Source organism: Pseudomonas sp. MDT1-85, from assembly GCF_054898065.1.
The window spans coordinates 5,280,047-5,295,817 of the sequence record NZ_CM142715.1 but is presented as its reverse complement, the minus strand read 5'-3'; the positions used below and the strand labels follow the sequence as shown (position 1 = coordinate 5,295,817).

The following is a 15,771-nucleotide window of genomic DNA, read 5'->3' as shown; positions in this document are numbered from 1 at the left end:
AGTCTCTGAAGGACATTTCCGACTAACAATAACCACAGGTGTCGCATGATCCCCAGAACCTTGTTCAGCTCCGAGCACGAACTTTTTCGCGACAGCGTGCGAACGTTCCTCGAAAAAGAGGCCGTGCCGTTCCATGGGCAATGGGAAAAACAAGGCTATATCGACCGCAAACTCTGGAACAAGGCGGGGGAGGCGGGGATGCTCTGTTCGCATCTGCCGGAAGAATACGGCGGGCTGGGGGCAGACTTTCTCTACAGCGCGGTGGTGATCGAAGAGGTCGGCCGCCTGGGGCTGACCGGGATCGGTTTTTCTCTTCATTCGGACATCGTGGCGCCTTACATCCTGCATTACGGCAGTGAAGCGCTGAAACACAAATACCTGCCCAAACTGGTGTCTGGCGAGATGGTCACCGCGATTGCCATGACCGAGCCGGGTGCCGGTTCCGACCTGCAAGGGGTGAAAACCACCGCTGTGCTGGATGGCGACGAATACGTGATCAACGGTTCGAAGACCTTCATCACCAATGGTTTTCTGGCTGACCTGGTGATCGTGGTGGCCAAGACCGATCCGAAGGCGGGGGCGAAGGGCACCAGTCTGTTTCTGGTGGAGGCCAATACGCCGGGCTTCGCCAAGGGCAAGCGTCTGGAAAAGGTCGGCATGAAGGCTCAGGACACCTCGGAGCTGTTCTTCCAGGATGTTCGGGTGCCAAAGGAAAACCTGCTGGGCCAGGCCGGGATGGGCTTCGCTTACTTGATGCAGGAACTGCCGCAGGAGCGTCTGACGGTCGCGGTGGGCGGCTTGGCGTCAGCCGAAGCGGCGTTGCAATGGACGCTGGATTACACCCGTGAGCGCAAGGCTTTCGGCAAGGCCATCGCCGACTTCCAGAACACCCGCTTCAAACTCGCTGAAATGGCGACCGAAATCCAGATCGGCCGGGTTTTCGTCGATCGCTGCCTGGAACTGCATCTGCAAGGCAAGCTCGACGTGCCGACAGCTGCAATGGCCAAGTACTGGGGCACCGACCTGCAATGCAAGGTGCTCGACGAGTGTGTGCAGTTGCATGGCGGTTACGGGTTTATGTGGGAATACCCGATCGCCCGGGCGTGGGCGGATGCGCGGGTGCAGCGCATCTATGCCGGGACCAATGAGATCATGAAGGAGATTATTGCGCGGTCGCTTTGATGCGGCAGTGATTGTCAGACCGCTATCGCGAGCAGGCTCGCTCCCACATTGGATTTATGTCAGACCACCATTTTGTGATCGGCACGGATCCATGTGGGAGCGAGCCTGCTCGCGATTGGGCCTATGAATCAATCAAGGTGCAGGATTCGGATGATCCTGGTGAATCGCCTCGATCCCCGCCAACACTTCGTCGGAAAGTTTCAGCTCGAAGCTGGCAATGTTGCTGTCCAGTTGCTCAAGCGTGGTGGCGCCAATGATGTTGCTGGTGACGAACGGTTGCTGTGTGACGAATGCCAATGCCATCTGCGCCGGATCCAGGCCGTGTTCACGAGCCAGTGCCACATAACGGCTGCACGCTGCCTCTGACTGAGGATTGAAATAGCGGCTGAAGCGGCTGTAGAGGCTCAGACGACCTTTGGGCGGGCGCGCGCCACCTTCGTATTTGCCCGACAGGTAGCCGAACGCCAGTGGCGAGTAGGCGAGCAGGCCGCACTGTTCGCGGATGGCGATTTCCGCCAGGCCGACTTCGAAGCAGCGATTGAGCAAGTTGTAGGGGTTCTGGATCGACACCGCGCGCGGCCAGCCCCGGGCTTCGGCGATAGCGAGGAAACGCATGGTGCCCCACGGGGTTTCATTGGACAGGCCGATGTGGCGGATCTTGCCGGCCTTGACCTGTTCGTCCAGTGCTTCGAGGGTGTCTTCCAACGGCGTGAGGTTGACTTCGCTCGTGTGCTTGTAGCCCAGTTGCCCAAAGAAATTGGTGCTGCGTTCCGGCCAGTGCAACTGATAGAGATCGATGTAGTCGGTCTGCAAGCGCTTGAGGCTAGCATCCACCGCCCGGACGATGTGCTCGCGGTTGTGCTTGAGGTTTTTGTCGCGGATGTAGTCGATGGTGTTGCCGGGGCCGGCGATCTTGCTCGCCAGGATCCAGTCGGCGCGATCGCCGCGACTTTTGAAGTAATTGCCGATGTAGCGCTCGGTGGTGGCGTAGGTTTCGGCCTTGGGCGGCACCGGGTACATTTCGGCGGTGTCGATGAAATTGATCCCGGCGCTCTTGGCCCGTTCGATCTGGGCGAAGGCTTCAGCCTCGCTGTTTTGCTCGCCCCAGGTCATGGTGCCGAGGCAGATTGCACTCACGTTCAGATCGGTACGGCCTAGCTGGCGATAGTCCATCGGGTGCTCCTTGGGCAAAACAATCATAAAAGCAGGTTGAATTATTTTTCGCAATCTGCATAATTGCGCACCTCTTTCTGCAGTGGAAGTGATGCGCCGCCGCCGAAGAATCTTGCCGTTGAACGGACGCGCCGACCCGAGCCCCCGAAAGCGTCTGTATCCGGCTGCCTTTGACTTGTCAAAGTACGCACTATTCAGTAAGATCCGCCGTCTAATTTACAGGGCGGCCCCTGAGGCTATAAAGAATGAAAACTTTTACTGCTAAACCGGAAACAGTACAGCGCGACTGGTTTGTCGTCGACGCTGCAGGTCAGACCCTGGGTCGTCTGGCCACCGAAATCGCGAGCCGTCTGCGTGGCAAGCATAAAGCTGAGTACACACCTCACGTTGACACCGGCGATTACATTGTCGTTATCAATGCCGAGCAGATTCGTGTAACCGGTGCTAAAACCACCGACAAGATCTACTACTCCCACTCCGGTTTCCCGGGCGGCATCAAGTCGATCAACTTCGAAAAGCTGATCGCTAAAGCCCCTGAGCGCGTGATCGAGACCGCGGTCAAAGGCATGCTGCCTAAGAACCCGCTGGGTCGCGACATGTATCGTAAGCTGAAAGTCTATGCGGGCGCTGTACACCCTCATACTGCTCAGCAGCCCCAAGAACTGAAGTTTTAACGGAATAGTTCATTATGTCGGCGACTCAAAATTACGGCACTGGCCGTCGCAAGACCGCAACCGCACGCGTTTTCCTGCGTCCGGGTACTGGTAACATCTCCATCAACAACCGTTCGCTGGATAATTTCTTCGGCCGCGAAACTGCCCGCATGGTAGTTCGTCAGCCGCTGGAATTGACTGAGACTGTCGAGAAGTTCGACATCTACGTCACCGTGATCGGCGGTGGTGTAAGTGGTCAAGCTGGCGCAATCCGCCACGGTATCACTCGCGCACTGATGCAGTACGACGAAACCCTGCGTGGCGCTCTGCGCAAAGCTGGCTTCGTTACTCGCGATGCTCGTGAAGTTGAACGTAAGAAAGTTGGTCTGCGTAAAGCGCGTAAGCGTCCGCAGTACTCGAAGCGTTAATTCGCTTTCGCGTTCAAAAAGAACGCCCAGTTTCCTCGCGAAGCTGGGCGTTTTTTTATGGGCGCGATTTATCGAGGAATTGCGCTGTGACAACTTGCCACATCCGCAGAAGCCCTATACTGCAAGGCTTGGCAGTGGAGCCCCTCGGTAATTACCTTGTCAGAATTGGGGCTTTTCATTACCATTCGGCAAAATTTTTATAAGTTCAGATTTTTACTTAGTAGACGCCTGATTTAACAGGCCACAAAGCTGATGGGAGAGGACTGAATGAGCAATGACGGCGTGAATGCAGGCCGGCGTCGCTTCTTGGTAGCAGCCACATCCGTGGTGGGTGCTGCAGGAGCGGTGGGGGCTGCGGTCCCGTTCGTGGGGTCATGGTTTCCCAGTGCCAAGGCGAAAGCTGCAGGTGCACCGGTGAAAGTGAATGTCAGCAAAATCGAGCCAGGCCAGCAAATGATTGCTGAGTGGCGCGGCCAGCCGGTGTTCATTGTCCGCCGTACCGAGGAAATCCTGGGGAATCTGAAAAAGATCGAGGGCCAGCTGTCTGACCCGACCTCCAAGAACTCGACGCAACCGACCTATGTCGACCCGGAGACGCGTTCGATCAAGCCAGAAGTTCTGCTGCTGATCGGTATCTGCACTCACCTGGGTTGCTCACCGACCTTCCGCCCGGAAGTGGCACCAGCAGACCTGGGCAAGGATTGGGTAGGGGGTTATTTCTGCCCTTGCCACGGTTCCCACTACGATTTGGCTGGCCGCGTCTACAAGTCGCAACCCGCGCCTTTGAACCTGCCAGTTCCCCCGCATTCCTATGAGACCGATGACATCATTGTCATTGGCGTCGATACGGAGAAAGCGTGATGAGCAAGTTCATGGATTGGGTTGATGCGCGCTTTCCCGCGACCAAAATGTGGGAAGACCATCTCAGCAAGTACTACGCCCCGAAGAACTTCAACTTCTTCTATTTCTTTGGCTCCCTGGCGCTGCTCGTTCTGGTCAACCAGCTCGTTACCGGTATCTGGCTGACCATGAGCTACACCCCGTCGGCGGAAGAAGCGTTTGCTTCCGTCGAATACATCATGCGCGACGTCGAGCACGGCTCGATCCTGCGCATGCTGCACGCAGTCGGTGCTTCGATGTTCTTCATCGTCGTTTACCTGCATATGTTCCGTGGCCTGCTTTATGGTTCGTACCAGAAGCCGCGCGAGCTGGTATGGGTGTTCGGCATGCTGATCTACCTGGCGTTGATGGCTGAGGCCTTCATGGGTTATCTGCTGCCGTGGGGCCAGATGTCCTACTGGGGTGCCCAGGTGATCATCTCGCTGTTCGGTGCGATCCCGGTCATCGGTAACGACCTGACCCAGTGGATTCGTGGCGACTACCTGATTTCCGGTATTACCCTGAACCGCTTCTTCGCCTTGCATGTGGTTGCTCTGCCGATCGTGATCCTCGGTCTGGTGGTGGTGCACATTCTGGCGCTGCACGAAGTCGGTTCGAACAACCCGGATGGCGTCGACATCAAGAAACACAAAGACGAAAACGGCGTACCGCTGGACGGCATTGCCTTCCACCCGTACTACACCGTGAAAGATATCGTCGGCGTGGTGGTGTTCCTGTTCATCTTCTGTTCGATCGTATTCTTCTTCCCGGAAATGGGCGGCTACTTCCTCGAGAAGCCGAACTTTGAAGTGGCGAACGCCTTCAAGACCCCTGAGCACATCGCTCCGGTCTGGTACTTCACGCCGTTCTACGCGATCCTGCGGGCGGTTCCGGACAAGCTCCTGGGCGTAATCGCCATGGGCGCGGCCATCGCTGTGCTGTTCGTCCTGCCATGGCTGGATCGCAGCCCGGTCAAGTCGATGCGTTACAAAGGCTGGCTGAGCAAGATCTGGCTCTGGGTGTTCTGCATCTCGTTCGTGATCCTGGGTGTGTTGGGTGTTCTGGCTCCAACTCCAGGCCGTACGTTGCTGTCGCAGGTATGTACCTTCCTGTACTTCGCCTACTTCATTCTGATGCCGTTCTACACCAGGCTCGAGAAGACCAAACCGGTTCCGGAAAGGGTGACTGGCTGATGAAAAAGCTATTGGCTGTACTGATTCTTGCGGCGATGCCTGTACTGTCTTTCGCATCGACATCGAGTGGCCCGGAGCTGGAAAAGGTCGATATCGATGTTTCCGACAAGGCTGCCATGCAGGATGGCGCGCGTACGTTCGCCAACTATTGCATGGGCTGCCACAGCGCCAAGTTCCAGCGCTACGAGCGTGTCGCCGATGACCTGGGCATTCCTCACGAGCTGATGCTCGAGAAGCTGGTGTTTACTGGTGCGAAGATCGGCGACCACATGAACATCGGCATGCAGCCGGCGGACGCCAAAAACTGGTTCGGTGCGGCACCGCCCGACCTGACGCTGGTGGCTCGTGTTCGTGGCACCGACTGGCTCTACGGCTACCTGCGTTCCTTCTATGAAGACCCTTCGCGTCCTTGGGGCGTGAACAACAAGGTGTTCCCGAACGTCGGCATGCCTAACGTTCTGGTCGGCCTGCAGGGTCGTCAAGTGGTAGGCTGTAAACAAGTTCAAATCGTCGAAGACGGCAAGAAGCAATACGATCCGCTGACCGGCACCGCTTTGACCCATGAAGCCTGCGATCAACTGACTGTATTACCGAAAACCGGCACGCTGAACGAAGAGCAGTTCGACGAGAAGGTCAAGAACCTGGTGACCTTCCTGGCCTACTCGGCCAACCCGGTGAAGCTGCAGCATCAGCGCATCGGTACCTATGTGTTGCTGTACCTGGCGTTTTTCTTCGTATTCGCTTACTTGCTCAAGCGTGAATACTGGAAAGACGTCCATTGATATCTCTGTAAGCCATTGCTGTTAATCGCGCGCGCCCAGGGGCGTCTCTGAAGGTGTAACGAGTCTGGTGATCCAGGCGTTACGGGAGGCGCCCTCTGGGCGCGCGTGTTTTTCCGTTTCCGATAATTTCAACAAGCGAGGAGGACCGCCATGGGCGTGACCAATCGGTTGGCCTGTTACTCCGACCCCGCCGACCACTATTCCCACCGAGTGCGCATCGTACTTGCAGAGAAGGGTGTCAGCGCCGAGATCATTTACGTGGAAGCTGGTCGCCAGCCGCCTAAACTGATTGAAGTGAACCCTTACGGAAGCCTGCCCACCCTGGTCGATCGCGACCTGGCGTTGTGGGAGTCGACCGTGGTGATGGAATATCTGGATGAGCGCTACCCGCACCCGCCATTGCTGCCGGTTTATCCTGTTGCGCGTGCCAACAGTCGTCTGCTGATTCATCGCATTCAGCGTGACTGGTGTGGTCTGGTGGATCTGATTCTGGATTCGCGGACCAAGGAAGCAGCCCGTGTCGTGGCTCGTAAAGAGCTGCGCGAAAGCCTGACAGGCGTGTCGCCGTTGTTTGCCGACAAGCCGTTTTTCCTCAGTGAGGAACAAAGTCTGGTGGATTGCTGCCTATTGCCAATACTCTGGCGATTGCCGATTCTGGGTATTGAACTGCCGCGGCCTGCCAAGCCGCTGCTTGATTATATGGAGCGCTCGTTTGCGCGTGAGGCTTTCCAGGCGAGTCTGTCTGGTGTCGAACGCGATATGCGCTAAGGCTTAAGGAGCCGCTATGAACTCCAGTCGACCTTATCTGGTCCGCGCGCTCTACGAGTGGATTGTGGACAACGATTGCACCCCGCACATGCTGGTTAATTCCGAGTATCCATCGGTGCAGGTGCCTCAGGGTTTTGCCAGTGACGGACAGATTGTCCTGAATGTTTCCCCGGCGGCCGTGCGTCACCTGCACATGGACAACGAGGCAGTCAGTTTCGAGGGGCGCTTCGGTGGCGTGCCGCATACCCTGTACGTGCCTATCGCATCGATCCTGGGTATTTACGCCCGGGAGAACGGTCAGGGCATGGTGTTCGATATGGAATCGCCTCTGGAAGACGAGGAAGATATCGAACCGGATGATGATGTTCCGCCACCCGACAGTGAGCCGCCGCGTCCCAGCGGTCGACCGAGTTTGAAGGTGGTGAAGTAATAAAAAAGGCGATCCGAATGGATCGCCTTTTTTATGTGCGCCCGGTGGATCTATGTCGTATACGGAATCGGTGAACGACGATGAACCACTGTAGGAGCAAGGCTTGCGAAGGCGGCAGGTCAGTCAGCACAAAACCCTACTGACCAACTGCAGCTTGCGGCCCCTGAGACAGGTATACTGCTGCCTTTCGCGGCTCGCCTACCGGGCCCGACTCTTTGAGCATCACCCGGAGCTTTCATGACTTCCCCGACACAACCGCCGGTTGCCGACGCCTTGAGCGACGACCAGGCAGACCTGCCAGACAGCGTCGACTCCAGCGCAGACAGCGAAACCAAAGCGGCGATCCCCGCATTCAAGTTTCCATTCAAGCCGGGTGAATTGGCTGCGGCGAAGAATGCCAGTCAGCTTTGGTACAAGAATGGCGCCAAGAACGGTCACACCAAGACTCCGGGTGCAGCGCCTCCTGGCACTCGTCGTTCGATGGGTAAGCGCTGAGTTTTTACCTCTGCGGTGCCTGATCTGCCGTCTTCGCGAGCAAGCCCGCTCCCACAGTGGTTCATCGTCGTTCACAGATTCGGTGTGCGACACAAATCCACTGTGGGGGCGGGCTTGCTCGCGAAGGGGTTCGCACAAACACCACACACCTCTGGCTCAAGCCGCCCGCAACGAAATAAACGCATAGTTCAGCGGCACTTCAGTCGCCACCTGAGCCCCGGCTGCCAGCACTTGCCCGGCAATGTCATCGCCTGACACATGAAAGACCCATTCACCACCAGACCCCGCCAACGGCTGCTGAGCCACCTGATCAATAACCACGGCAAACGCAGTCATGTCCGGCAGATAAGCAGTAAATCCATCGCCCTTCAGCGCTGTCGTCCGAATCCCCAATAACGCGCAAATCGCCTCCTTGGTCTGAATCTCATCGCGATCCGCCTGACGGGAGCGCTGGATCAATCCCACAAGCTCCTGATCCACCAGCTCACCCCCAATGATCAAATTCGGCCCTGTATCCCAAGACTCGGGCGGGCATTCCTTGATCGCCGGGTTGAGCGGGATGTGCGGATTGATTTCCATCGGATAGATGCGGCACACCAGCGGTCGGCGTTCGTAGATGCGGCAGAGGTTGTCTTCGTCAAGATTCCGGCAGGGACCGACGTTGTACGCGGCAAAGGTGATCGCCACGTGCGCGTCGCAGGCGCCGCTTCGAACCACAATTGAACGGCGTTCGGCATGTTCGCGTTGCTGCACGGGCAAGCCCAGGCCATTGGCGAGGAAGGCCTCCACCAGCACGATCACCTGACCGCCATCGGCCGCCCACGTCCGGGCTTCGGTCAGTGTCAGGGGCACGTGGTGGTCGTTGCAGCATTTGCCACAACCCACGCAGGAAAACGTTGTATTCATTGAACGGCCAGTCACCTGTGAGCGCATGAAATGGCGACAAAAAGCCACCGCAAAGGTCTGTACCGAAGCAAGTTATGCGCCATTCACTGCGCTTTTGCTGTTGGGCGGATGGAGTCCCATTCGGTCACGTAGGCGGTTTTGCTCTTCTTGTTATAGAGGCACAACTCGGTGCCTTGCTGGCCTTTCATGTGTTTTTGCGGGTACTGGCCTTGCAGCAGGAGCGCGGTATAACCGACCCGGTCATCGAACTGCGCGGCATTGCCGACGGGTTTGACGTTCTTCAGGCCACTGGTTTTGGTGCAGCTGGCGAGCACGGCTTTGTCGTAGGCGACCCAGGCGTCGGGGCTGGAGGCGTGGGTTTGGGTGGCGAGGGCGGCGAGGCAGAGGAAGGTCAGGGTGGTGGTTTTCATGGTTTGGGCATCCTTGGGCTGGTATTGGCCAAGGGGTGAGTATGCCTGATGGTTTTGAATTGTTTAGGCAGGCCTCTTCGCGGGCAAGCCTCGCTCCTACAAGGTTCGGTGACCTGTGTAGGAGCGAGGCTTGCCCGCGAAAGCGGTCTCAGGTTGGAACCGGTTCCCGGCGGACCACATACATCCCGGCACTTTCATACAAACGCTGTGCCCGAAGGTTGTTTTCCAGCACCTTCAGGTCCACAAAGCCTTCGCGGCGTTGCTGAAACACGTTGAAAGCATTTAGCAGCAGCGCACGGCCAAGTCCGCGGCCTTGAGCGCGCGGATGCACCACCAGGCTCTTGATGTAGGCGCTGGTCCAGCACTGGGCGACGCCGACGATTCCTTCGGCGTCGAATGCGATGAAGCACAGGGACGGATCGTATTCAGGATCGGTTTCGAAACGCTGTTGCCAGACTTCCAGCGCCGGTACGCGACCGCTACCTTCCAGATAGCCGAGTTCCATCAAGTGATGAACGGCTTCGGCCAGTTCGGGACGGTACTCGGTCAACTCAATGCCATTTGGCCAAGTGAAAGGCGGCACATCCTCAGCGAGGTTGCGCCGCATCAGAAAACAAAAAACCTCGGCCACAACTCAGTGACCTTGTTCGGTGATGGCCCTGGCCGCCGCGATCAGGCATTTGGTCAGTTCCGGCGAGGAGAATTTGGTCAGCACCGCGTTGGCCCCTGCCAGTCGAGCCTTCTCGCTGTTCATCGCGCTGTCCAGCGAGGTGTGCAGCAACACATAGAGGTGCGAGAAGTCCGGCGTTTCGCGCAAGGTGCGGGTGAGGGCATAGCCGTCCATTTCCGACATTTCGATATCGGAGACGATCAGGTTGATTTGCTGGGCGGTGCCTTGCAGGTCCAGCAGGCAGTCGATGGCTTCCCTGGCGCTGCGAGCGGTGTGGCATTGCAGGCCGAGGTTGCGCAGGGTGTGCACCGATTGTTGCAGGGCGACCTGGCTGTCATCGACCACCAGAATCCGCGCGTTGCCGAGTACTTCGGCGTCTTCCATGCTCAGTTCGGTCGGGGCTGTTTCGATCTGCGCCGGAGCGATGCCGTGGATAACCTTTTCGATGTCCAGCACCTGCACCAGCGTACCGTCGACCGAGGTCACGCCGGTGATGTACGAGCGCACGCCGCCTGAGCCGAAGGGCGGCGGACGGATGTCGGTAGTCAGGCAGTGGACGATCTTGCTCACCGCCTGAACGTGCAGGCCCTGCTTGGAGCGGCTGACGTCGGTGACGATCAGGCAGCCACCGTTCGGGTCTTCCAGCGGTCGCTCACCGATGGCGCGGCTCAGGTCGATCACCGACAACGACGCGCCGCGCAGGGTGGCGATGCCTTTGACGTGGGGGTGCGACTCCGGCAGCTTGGTCAGTGGCGGGCAGGGGATGATTTCGCTGACTTTCAGCAGGTTGATCGCCATCAGCTTGCCGCTGCGCAAGGTAAACAGCAGAAGCGAAAGTGAATCTGCGCGGGCTTTATTGGAAGACATAAAAACCTTCTGTGGAAAAAGGTGATGGGCGATTGTGAAGATCGCCAACAACTATCGATGCCGGGTTATCGACTTGTCGGGGGCTGGCTTTAGGGATATTCCCCAGCATAACGACCAACGCGATTTTTGTAGCAGCTGCCGAAGGCTGCGTTCGAGGACGAAGTCCTCGCCAAACCGGGCAATGAGTTGTACCTGAGGCACCGCGTTTGCCGGTTTACGACTGCTCCGCAGCCGGCAGCTGCTACAGGAGATCGCGTTATTTCATGCCTAATCTCTTGGCCATCCGCCCCAGGTTCGCCCGATCCAGACCCAGCTCCCGCGCCGCGCTGGCCCAGTTGTTCTGGTGCCGTTCCAGGCAAGCGCTGATCAGTTGGCGCTGATAATGCTCGGTGGCCTCACGCAAATCCCCTGCAATTAATGCAGCCGCCGGCGCAGCATCCACCGGTTCCGGCGCGGATTCAACGCTGCCGTTGGGCAAGTCCAGATCCGCCGCGCTCAAGCTGAGAATCTTTGGCCGTTGTTTGCAGTTGCCCAATGCCTTCAACGCACTGCGGCCAATCAAATGCTCCAGCTCCCGCACGTTCCCCGGCCAGTCATACGCCAATAATGCCGCTTGCGCATCGCTGGTCAGGCGCAGGCTGTTGAGGCCCATGCGTGAACGGTTTTGTTCCAGGAAGTAGCCGCTGAGCAACAGCACATCCCGACCGCGATCGCGCAGTGCGGGCACCAGCAGCGGGTAAACGCTCAAGCGATGATAGAAGTCGGCACGGTAGCGACCGCTGCGCACTTCTTCTGCCAGGTCGCGGTTGGTTGCTGCGATCAATCGCACGTCGACCTGATGCTCCTTGTCTGAGCCCAGGCGCTGCAATTGCCCGCTCTGCAGCACCCTCAATAATTTGGCCTGCACCGTCAGCGACAGCTCGCCCACTTCATCGAGAAACAGCGTGCCACCATTGGCCAGTTCGAACTTGCCGCGCCGATCATTCGTCGCGCCGGTGAAAGCACCGCGCACATGGCCGAACAATTCGCTCTCCACCAGCGTGTCTGGCAGGGCGGCGCAATTGAGGCTGATGATCGGTTTGTCGGCCCGGGACGAAGCCGCGTGGATGGCCTGGGCCACCAGCTCTTTGCCGACTCCGGTTTCGCCGGTGATCAGCACCGTCAGGTCGCTGCCGCCCACCAGGCTGATCTCTTCCACCAGTCGTTTGTGAGCCTTGCTCTGGCCGATCATTTCGCGGTTCTGTTGGCCGCTGGCCTGACGGTAAACCTCGGCGCGCTGATGTTCGTCTTCGACGCGATTGGCCAGCCGTTCGATGCGCTCGGCGGCGTTGACCGTGGCGGCGGCGAGACTGGCGAAGGCTTGCAGGGCGTCCAGTTCGATCGGTTCGAAGCGTTCAGGGTCGAGCGCGTCGAGGGTCAGCAAACCCCACGGACGCTCGTCGATAAACAGCGGGCAGCCCATGCAGTCGTGGACTTCCAGGTGTTCGTGAAGACCATCGACCAGCCCGTCGTAAGGATCGGGCAAATCGCTGTCGGCGGCGAAGCGAGTCGGGCCGGGGCTGCTGAGCAACGCTTCGAAGCGCGGGTGTTCGCTGACCTTGAAACGTCGACCGAGGGTGTCGGTGCTCAACCCGTCCACGGCCAGCGGCACCAGCCATTCGCCATCGAGTCGCAGCAGGGCCGCGGCGTCGCAAGGGAGCAGGGCGCGCATGGCTTCGAGCAGGCGTCGGTAGCGCTCGCCTTCGGGCAATTCGCGGGACAGGTCGGAGACCAGGGGCAGCAGGGTCGTGAGCAGTAATTTTGCAGTCATAATGACTCCGTGTAGTCGGTGTGACTATAAAGCCTCTGTTGTCGAGATGACTACGGTGTTTTTAACTAACTGATTTATAGGGTTTTAATTGTTGGCATGGAAACTGATATGAAAAGGTTATTCATATAAAGCCCAGGGGTTGCTCTTATGCTTAGCGTTCAAGACCGTGCCATCGTCAAGTCCACCGTGCCGTTGCTGGAAAGCGGCGGCGAAGCGTTGATCACTCACTTCTACCGCATGATGCTCTCCGAATACCCGGAGGTCCGCCCGCTGTTCAACCAGGCCCACCAGGCCAGTGGCGATCAGCCACGCGCCCTGGCCAACGGTGTATTGATGTATGCGCGGCACATCGACCAGCTCGATCAGTTGGGTGACCTGGTGGCCAAGATCATCAACAAGCACGTGGCCCTGCAAATCCTCCCGGAGCATTACCCGATTGTGGGTAGCTGCCTGTTGCGAGCGATCTCCGAGGTACTGGGCGAAGAGATTGCCACGCCTGAAGTGATGAGTGCCTGGGGCGCGGCCTACAATCAACTGGCTGATATCCTGATCGGCGCCGAAGCCAGCATCTACGACCAGAAAGCGCAGGCGCCGGGCGGCTGGCGTGGCGCGCGGGAATTCATCGTGGCGGCCAAAGTGGAAGAGAGCGCGGAAATCATCTCGTTCTACTTCGAACCGGCGGACAAGGGTCCGATTCTCGCGGCAGAGCCTGGCCAGTACATCGGCATGAAACTGATCCTCGATGGCGAAGAAATTCGACGTAACTATTCGCTGTCGGCGCTGGCCAACAAGGGCCAGTACCGCATCAGCGTCAAACGTGAAACCGGCGGTCGCGCTTCCAACCATTTGCACGATCAACTGCACGTCGGCGCGAGCATCCTGCTATTCCCGCCAGCGGGCGACTTCACCCTGACCGCCAGCGACAAACCGCTGGTGCTGATCAGTGGCGGCGTCGGCATTACTCCGACACTGCCGATGCTCGAAGCGGCGCTGGCGACCGAGCGGCCGGTGCACTTTATTCACTGCGCGCGCAACGGTAGCGTGCATGCTTTCCGTGACTGGATCGATGGGCTGGCCGAGCGTCATCCGCAGCTCAAGCGTTTTTATTGCTATGCCGAAGACGATGGCATCAGCCCGGCGGCGGACCAGGTTGGCCTGTTGAGCCAGGCGCAACTTGGCGAGTGGTTGCCGGAAGAGCGCGATGTGGATGCGTACTTCCTGGGGCCTAAAGGCTTCATGGCAGCGATCAAGCGTCACCTCAAGGCCTTGGGTGTGCCGGAGAAGCAGAGCCGTTACGAGTTCTTCGGGCCGGCCGCCGCGCTGGAATAACTGTTTGCGGTGATTCCTGAGGCTGGGTTGGTGTTTCGCTTGTTCGCGAAGCACCAACCCGGCCTTTTTTACATTTGGCCAGCACCCGACCAGAGGCCGGGTATGAGGCTGTCTGCCCGATTGACGGAAAATACATAAAAGTCCAGTATGGAATTCGAAGTACAAAAAAAGCGTTTCCCCCCGTTTCAGTTTTTTCTTCTGTCTTGCCAAACCAACAACAACCCGCGAGAGAACGAATATGAAGAAATTCCCCCTCATCACCGGCCTGGCCCTGAGCCTGTTGGCGTGCAGTAGCTTGTTCGCCGCCGAGAAAAACCTGCGCATTGGCATCGAAGCGGCTTATCCGCCGTTCGCGTCCAAAACCCAGGAAGGCAAGATAGTCGGTTTCGACTACGAGATCGGCAATGCCCTGTGTGCGCAGATGAAGGTCAAGTGTGAGTGGGTCGAAGGCGAGTTCGACGGTCTGATTCCTTCCCTGAAGGTGAAGAAAATCGACATGGCGCTATCGTCCATGACCATCAACGAAGACCGTAAGAAATCGGTGGATTTCACTCACAAGTATTACTTCACCTCATCGCGTTTGGTGATGAAGGATGGCGCAGTGGTGGATGACCAGTACGCCAGCCTCAAGGGCAAGAATGTCGGCGTGCAGCGCGCAACCACCACCGACCGTTTTGCTGCCGAGGTTTTCGAACCGATGGGCGTCAACGTCAAGCGCTACGCCAACAACGAAGAAATCTATATGGATCTGGCAGCCGGTCGCCTCGATGCGATTTTTGCCGACACCATCCCATTGAGTGACTTCCTGGCGATGCCTCGTGGCGCCGGTTACGCTTTTGTCGGGCCGGAACTCAAGGACCCGAAATACGTGGGCGAGGGCGCCGGGATTGCCGTGCGCAAGGGCAACACGCAGTTGGTGGCGGATCTGAACAAGGCTATCGATGAGATTCGCGCCAATGGCGAGTATCAGAAGATTTCGCAGAAGTACTTCAAGTCGGATATCTACGGCGACTGATTAATCGCCATCGCGAGCAGGCTCGCTCCCACATTAGTCTTGCGCATGCAGGTCCATTGTGGGAGCGAGCCTGCTCGCGATGGGGCCCTGGCAGACAGCACGCATCTCAACGCTCAACCCTTCAATTCCTTCAAATGCTTGTACACCGTCGCCCGTCCCATGTTCAGCACATTGGCCACATAGTTGGAGGCGCTTTTGCCTTTGAAGGCGCCTTCGGCGTGCAGCGCCAGCACCAGTTCGCGTTTGTGGTCGCGGGTCAGCACATTCAGGCTCAGCTGACGCTCGCGCAGCCAGGCGTGCAGAAAGGTGTTGATCCGTTCCTGCCAGTCATCACGAAACAGTGAGTCCGGTTGCGGAATCAGCTTGGTCGGCGACAGGAACAAATCCAGCGCCGCTTTCGCGTTCTCGAACAGCGAGATATTCAGGTTGATGCACAGCACTGCCAGCGGACGCCCTTCGCTGTCGCGCAGTACGCTGCTGAGACTGCGAATCTTCTGGCCGTCCCAGTTGAGCTTTTCGTACGGCCCGATGTTTCGTTCGCTGACCTCTTCGCTGAGCATGTCTTCCAGCGAGGAGTCGTCGCCGATTTCCCGTTTGGACAGGTTGTTGGCGATGTAATCGACCTTTTGCGTGCGCAGGTCGTGCAGCACCACCTCGGCGTGAGGGAAGAACAACGTGGCGATCGCATCGGCAATCGCGCGAAAGTTGTCCATGGACGTAGCGTCCAGGGCCGAGTCTTTTTCAGGTGCGTTCATACAGTGGAACTCCAGGCAGCGTCAGC

General features: G+C 58.2%; 18 protein-coding genes. 11 read left to right on the top strand and 7 right to left on the bottom strand.

What is annotated here, in order from left to right; all coding sequences use genetic code 11:
* Positions 1–45: 45 nt before the first annotated feature.
* The gene (locus tag ACYZT2_RS23755) at positions 46–1,182 is read left to right on the top strand and encodes an acyl-CoA dehydrogenase family protein (protein ID WP_038981619.1); all 1,137 of its coding nucleotides are present in this window, start codon (positions 46–48) and stop codon (positions 1,180–1,182) included.
* Between the two features lie 132 nt (positions 1,183–1,314).
* Here the strand turns inward: ACYZT2_RS23755 and ACYZT2_RS23750 are convergent, their stop codons facing one another.
* Positions 1,315–2,355, bottom strand: a complete 1,041-nt coding sequence (locus tag ACYZT2_RS23750) for an NADP(H)-dependent aldo-keto reductase (RefSeq protein ID WP_461967855.1) — start codon at positions 2,353–2,355, stop codon at positions 1,315–1,317.
* A gap of 245 nt (positions 2,356–2,600) precedes the next feature.
* Between ACYZT2_RS23750 and rplM the strand changes: the two genes are divergently transcribed.
* The 8 genes from rplM (at position 2,601) to ACYZT2_RS23710 (ending at position 7,983) form a co-directional block, all read left to right on the top strand.
* Complete coding sequence (gene rplM / locus ACYZT2_RS23745) at positions 2,601–3,029, top strand: 50S ribosomal protein L13 (protein ID WP_007905295.1); 429 nt, start codon at positions 2,601–2,603, stop codon at positions 3,027–3,029.
* A 14-nt stretch (positions 3,030–3,043) separates the two neighbouring features.
* Positions 3,044–3,436, top strand: coding sequence for a 30S ribosomal protein S9 (gene rpsI, locus ACYZT2_RS23740; protein ID WP_002555064.1), 393 nt, complete (start codon positions 3,044–3,046; stop codon positions 3,434–3,436).
* A 267-nt stretch (positions 3,437–3,703) separates the two neighbouring features.
* A complete protein-coding gene (gene petA, locus ACYZT2_RS23735) occupies positions 3,704–4,297 on the top strand; it encodes a ubiquinol-cytochrome c reductase iron-sulfur subunit (RefSeq protein WP_007905300.1) in 594 nt (197 codons plus the stop codon).
* Positions 4,297–5,508 (top strand): cytochrome b, encoded by a 1,212-nt coding sequence (locus ACYZT2_RS23730; protein ID WP_461967841.1) that lies wholly within the window; start codon positions 4,297–4,299, stop codon positions 5,506–5,508. The genes petA and ACYZT2_RS23730 overlap by 1 nt, the downstream gene beginning before the upstream one ends.
* Positions 5,508–6,290, top strand: a complete 783-nt coding sequence (locus ACYZT2_RS23725) for a cytochrome c1 (protein WP_461967839.1) — start codon at positions 5,508–5,510, stop codon at positions 6,288–6,290. Before ACYZT2_RS23730 ends, ACYZT2_RS23725 begins: the two co-directional genes overlap by 1 nt.
* A 150-nt stretch (positions 6,291–6,440) precedes the next feature.
* Positions 6,441–7,058, top strand: coding sequence for a glutathione S-transferase N-terminal domain-containing protein (locus ACYZT2_RS23720; protein ID WP_007905304.1), 618 nt, complete (start codon positions 6,441–6,443; stop codon positions 7,056–7,058).
* Between the two features lie 16 nt (positions 7,059–7,074).
* A complete protein-coding gene (locus tag ACYZT2_RS23715) occupies positions 7,075–7,488 on the top strand; it encodes a ClpXP protease specificity-enhancing factor (RefSeq protein WP_018930121.1) in 414 nt (137 codons plus the stop codon).
* A gap of 237 nt (positions 7,489–7,725) precedes the next feature.
* The gene (locus ACYZT2_RS23710; protein WP_461967837.1) at positions 7,726–7,983 is read left to right on the top strand and encodes a hypothetical protein; all 258 of its coding nucleotides are present in this window, start codon (positions 7,726–7,728) and stop codon (positions 7,981–7,983) included.
* Between the two features lie 156 nt (positions 7,984–8,139).
* On the opposite strand, the gene ACYZT2_RS23705 is transcribed toward ACYZT2_RS23710, so the two are convergent.
* The 5 genes from ACYZT2_RS23705 to norR all read right to left on the bottom strand — a co-directional run bounded on the left by ACYZT2_RS23705 (position 8,140) and on the right by norR (position 12,646).
* On the bottom strand, positions 8,140–8,889 hold the full coding sequence (locus ACYZT2_RS23705) for a YkgJ family cysteine cluster protein (protein WP_461967835.1): 750 nt from the start codon (positions 8,887–8,889) through the stop codon (positions 8,140–8,142).
* Positions 8,890–8,972: 83 nt separating this feature from the next.
* Positions 8,973–9,299 carry a hypothetical protein gene (locus ACYZT2_RS23700; RefSeq protein WP_461967833.1) on the bottom strand — a complete coding sequence of 109 codons (327 nt, stop codon included), beginning with the start codon at positions 9,297–9,299 and terminating at the stop codon, positions 8,973–8,975.
* A 148-nt stretch (positions 9,300–9,447) separates the two neighbouring features.
* Positions 9,448–9,906, bottom strand: a complete 459-nt coding sequence (locus ACYZT2_RS23695) for a GNAT family N-acetyltransferase (RefSeq protein ID WP_461967831.1) — start codon at positions 9,904–9,906, stop codon at positions 9,448–9,450.
* Positions 9,907–9,933: 27 nt separating this feature from the next.
* Positions 9,934–10,836, bottom strand: a complete 903-nt coding sequence (locus tag ACYZT2_RS23690) for a chemotaxis protein CheW (RefSeq protein WP_461967829.1) — start codon at positions 10,834–10,836, stop codon at positions 9,934–9,936.
* A gap of 256 nt (positions 10,837–11,092) precedes the next feature.
* The gene (gene norR, locus ACYZT2_RS23685) at positions 11,093–12,646 is read right to left on the bottom strand and encodes a nitric oxide reductase transcriptional regulator NorR (RefSeq protein ID WP_461967827.1); all 1,554 of its coding nucleotides are present in this window, start codon (positions 12,644–12,646) and stop codon (positions 11,093–11,095) included.
* A 147-nt stretch (positions 12,647–12,793) separates the two neighbouring features.
* Here norR and hmpA point away from each other — a divergent pair, with 147 nt between their 5' ends.
* Both hmpA and ACYZT2_RS23675 read left to right on the top strand, forming a co-directional pair.
* Positions 12,794–13,975: an NO-inducible flavohemoprotein gene (hmpA, locus tag ACYZT2_RS23680; protein WP_461967825.1), complete on the top strand. Its 1,182-nt coding sequence runs from the start codon at positions 12,794–12,796 to the stop codon at positions 13,973–13,975.
* A gap of 238 nt (positions 13,976–14,213) precedes the next feature.
* Positions 14,214–14,990: an ABC transporter substrate-binding protein gene (locus tag ACYZT2_RS23675; RefSeq protein ID WP_461967823.1), complete on the top strand. Its 777-nt coding sequence runs from the start codon at positions 14,214–14,216 to the stop codon at positions 14,988–14,990.
* Positions 14,991–15,103: 113 nt separating this feature from the next.
* Here the strand turns inward: ACYZT2_RS23675 and ACYZT2_RS23670 are convergent, their stop codons facing one another.
* Positions 15,104–15,745 (bottom strand): helix-turn-helix transcriptional regulator, encoded by a 642-nt coding sequence (locus ACYZT2_RS23670; RefSeq protein WP_038981650.1) that lies wholly within the window; start codon positions 15,743–15,745, stop codon positions 15,104–15,106.
* Positions 15,746–15,771: the final 26 nt, after the last annotated feature.

Coding starts and splice junctions, on each gene's coding strand:
- ACYZT2_RS23695 (WP_461967831.1), bottom strand. CDS start 9,906: ATGCGGCGCAACCTCGCTGAGGATGTGCCGCCTTTCACTTGGCCAAAT.
- ACYZT2_RS23730 (WP_461967841.1), top strand. CDS start 4,297: ATGAGCAAGTTCATGGATTGGGTTGATGCGCGCTTTCCCGCGACCAAA.
- ACYZT2_RS23710 (WP_461967837.1), top strand. CDS start 7,726: ATGACTTCCCCGACACAACCGCCGGTTGCCGACGCCTTGAGCGACGAC.
- ACYZT2_RS23700 (WP_461967833.1), bottom strand. CDS start 9,299: ATGAAAACCACCACCCTGACCTTCCTCTGCCTCGCCGCCCTCGCCACC.
- rpsI (WP_002555064.1), top strand. CDS start 3,044: ATGTCGGCGACTCAAAATTACGGCACTGGCCGTCGCAAGACCGCAACC.
- ACYZT2_RS23750 (WP_461967855.1), bottom strand. CDS start 2,355: ATGGACTATCGCCAGCTAGGCCGTACCGATCTGAACGTGAGTGCAATC.
- hmpA (WP_461967825.1), top strand. CDS start 12,794: ATGCTTAGCGTTCAAGACCGTGCCATCGTCAAGTCCACCGTGCCGTTG.
- norR (WP_461967827.1), bottom strand. CDS start 12,646: ATGACTGCAAAATTACTGCTCACGACCCTGCTGCCCCTGGTCTCCGAC.
- ACYZT2_RS23690 (WP_461967829.1), bottom strand. CDS start 10,836: ATGTCTTCCAATAAAGCCCGCGCAGATTCACTTTCGCTTCTGCTGTTT.
- ACYZT2_RS23725 (WP_461967839.1), top strand. CDS start 5,508: ATGAAAAAGCTATTGGCTGTACTGATTCTTGCGGCGATGCCTGTACTG.
- ACYZT2_RS23670 (WP_038981650.1), bottom strand. CDS start 15,745: ATGAACGCACCTGAAAAAGACTCGGCCCTGGACGCTACGTCCATGGAC.
- petA (WP_007905300.1), top strand. CDS start 3,704: ATGAGCAATGACGGCGTGAATGCAGGCCGGCGTCGCTTCTTGGTAGCA.
- ACYZT2_RS23675 (WP_461967823.1), top strand. CDS start 14,214: ATGAAGAAATTCCCCCTCATCACCGGCCTGGCCCTGAGCCTGTTGGCG.
- ACYZT2_RS23720 (WP_007905304.1), top strand. CDS start 6,441: ATGGGCGTGACCAATCGGTTGGCCTGTTACTCCGACCCCGCCGACCAC.
- ACYZT2_RS23715 (WP_018930121.1), top strand. CDS start 7,075: ATGAACTCCAGTCGACCTTATCTGGTCCGCGCGCTCTACGAGTGGATT.
- ACYZT2_RS23705 (WP_461967835.1), bottom strand. CDS start 8,889: ATGAATACAACGTTTTCCTGCGTGGGTTGTGGCAAATGCTGCAACGAC.
- ACYZT2_RS23755 (WP_038981619.1), top strand. CDS start 46: ATGATCCCCAGAACCTTGTTCAGCTCCGAGCACGAACTTTTTCGCGAC.
- rplM (WP_007905295.1), top strand. CDS start 2,601: ATGAAAACTTTTACTGCTAAACCGGAAACAGTACAGCGCGACTGGTTT.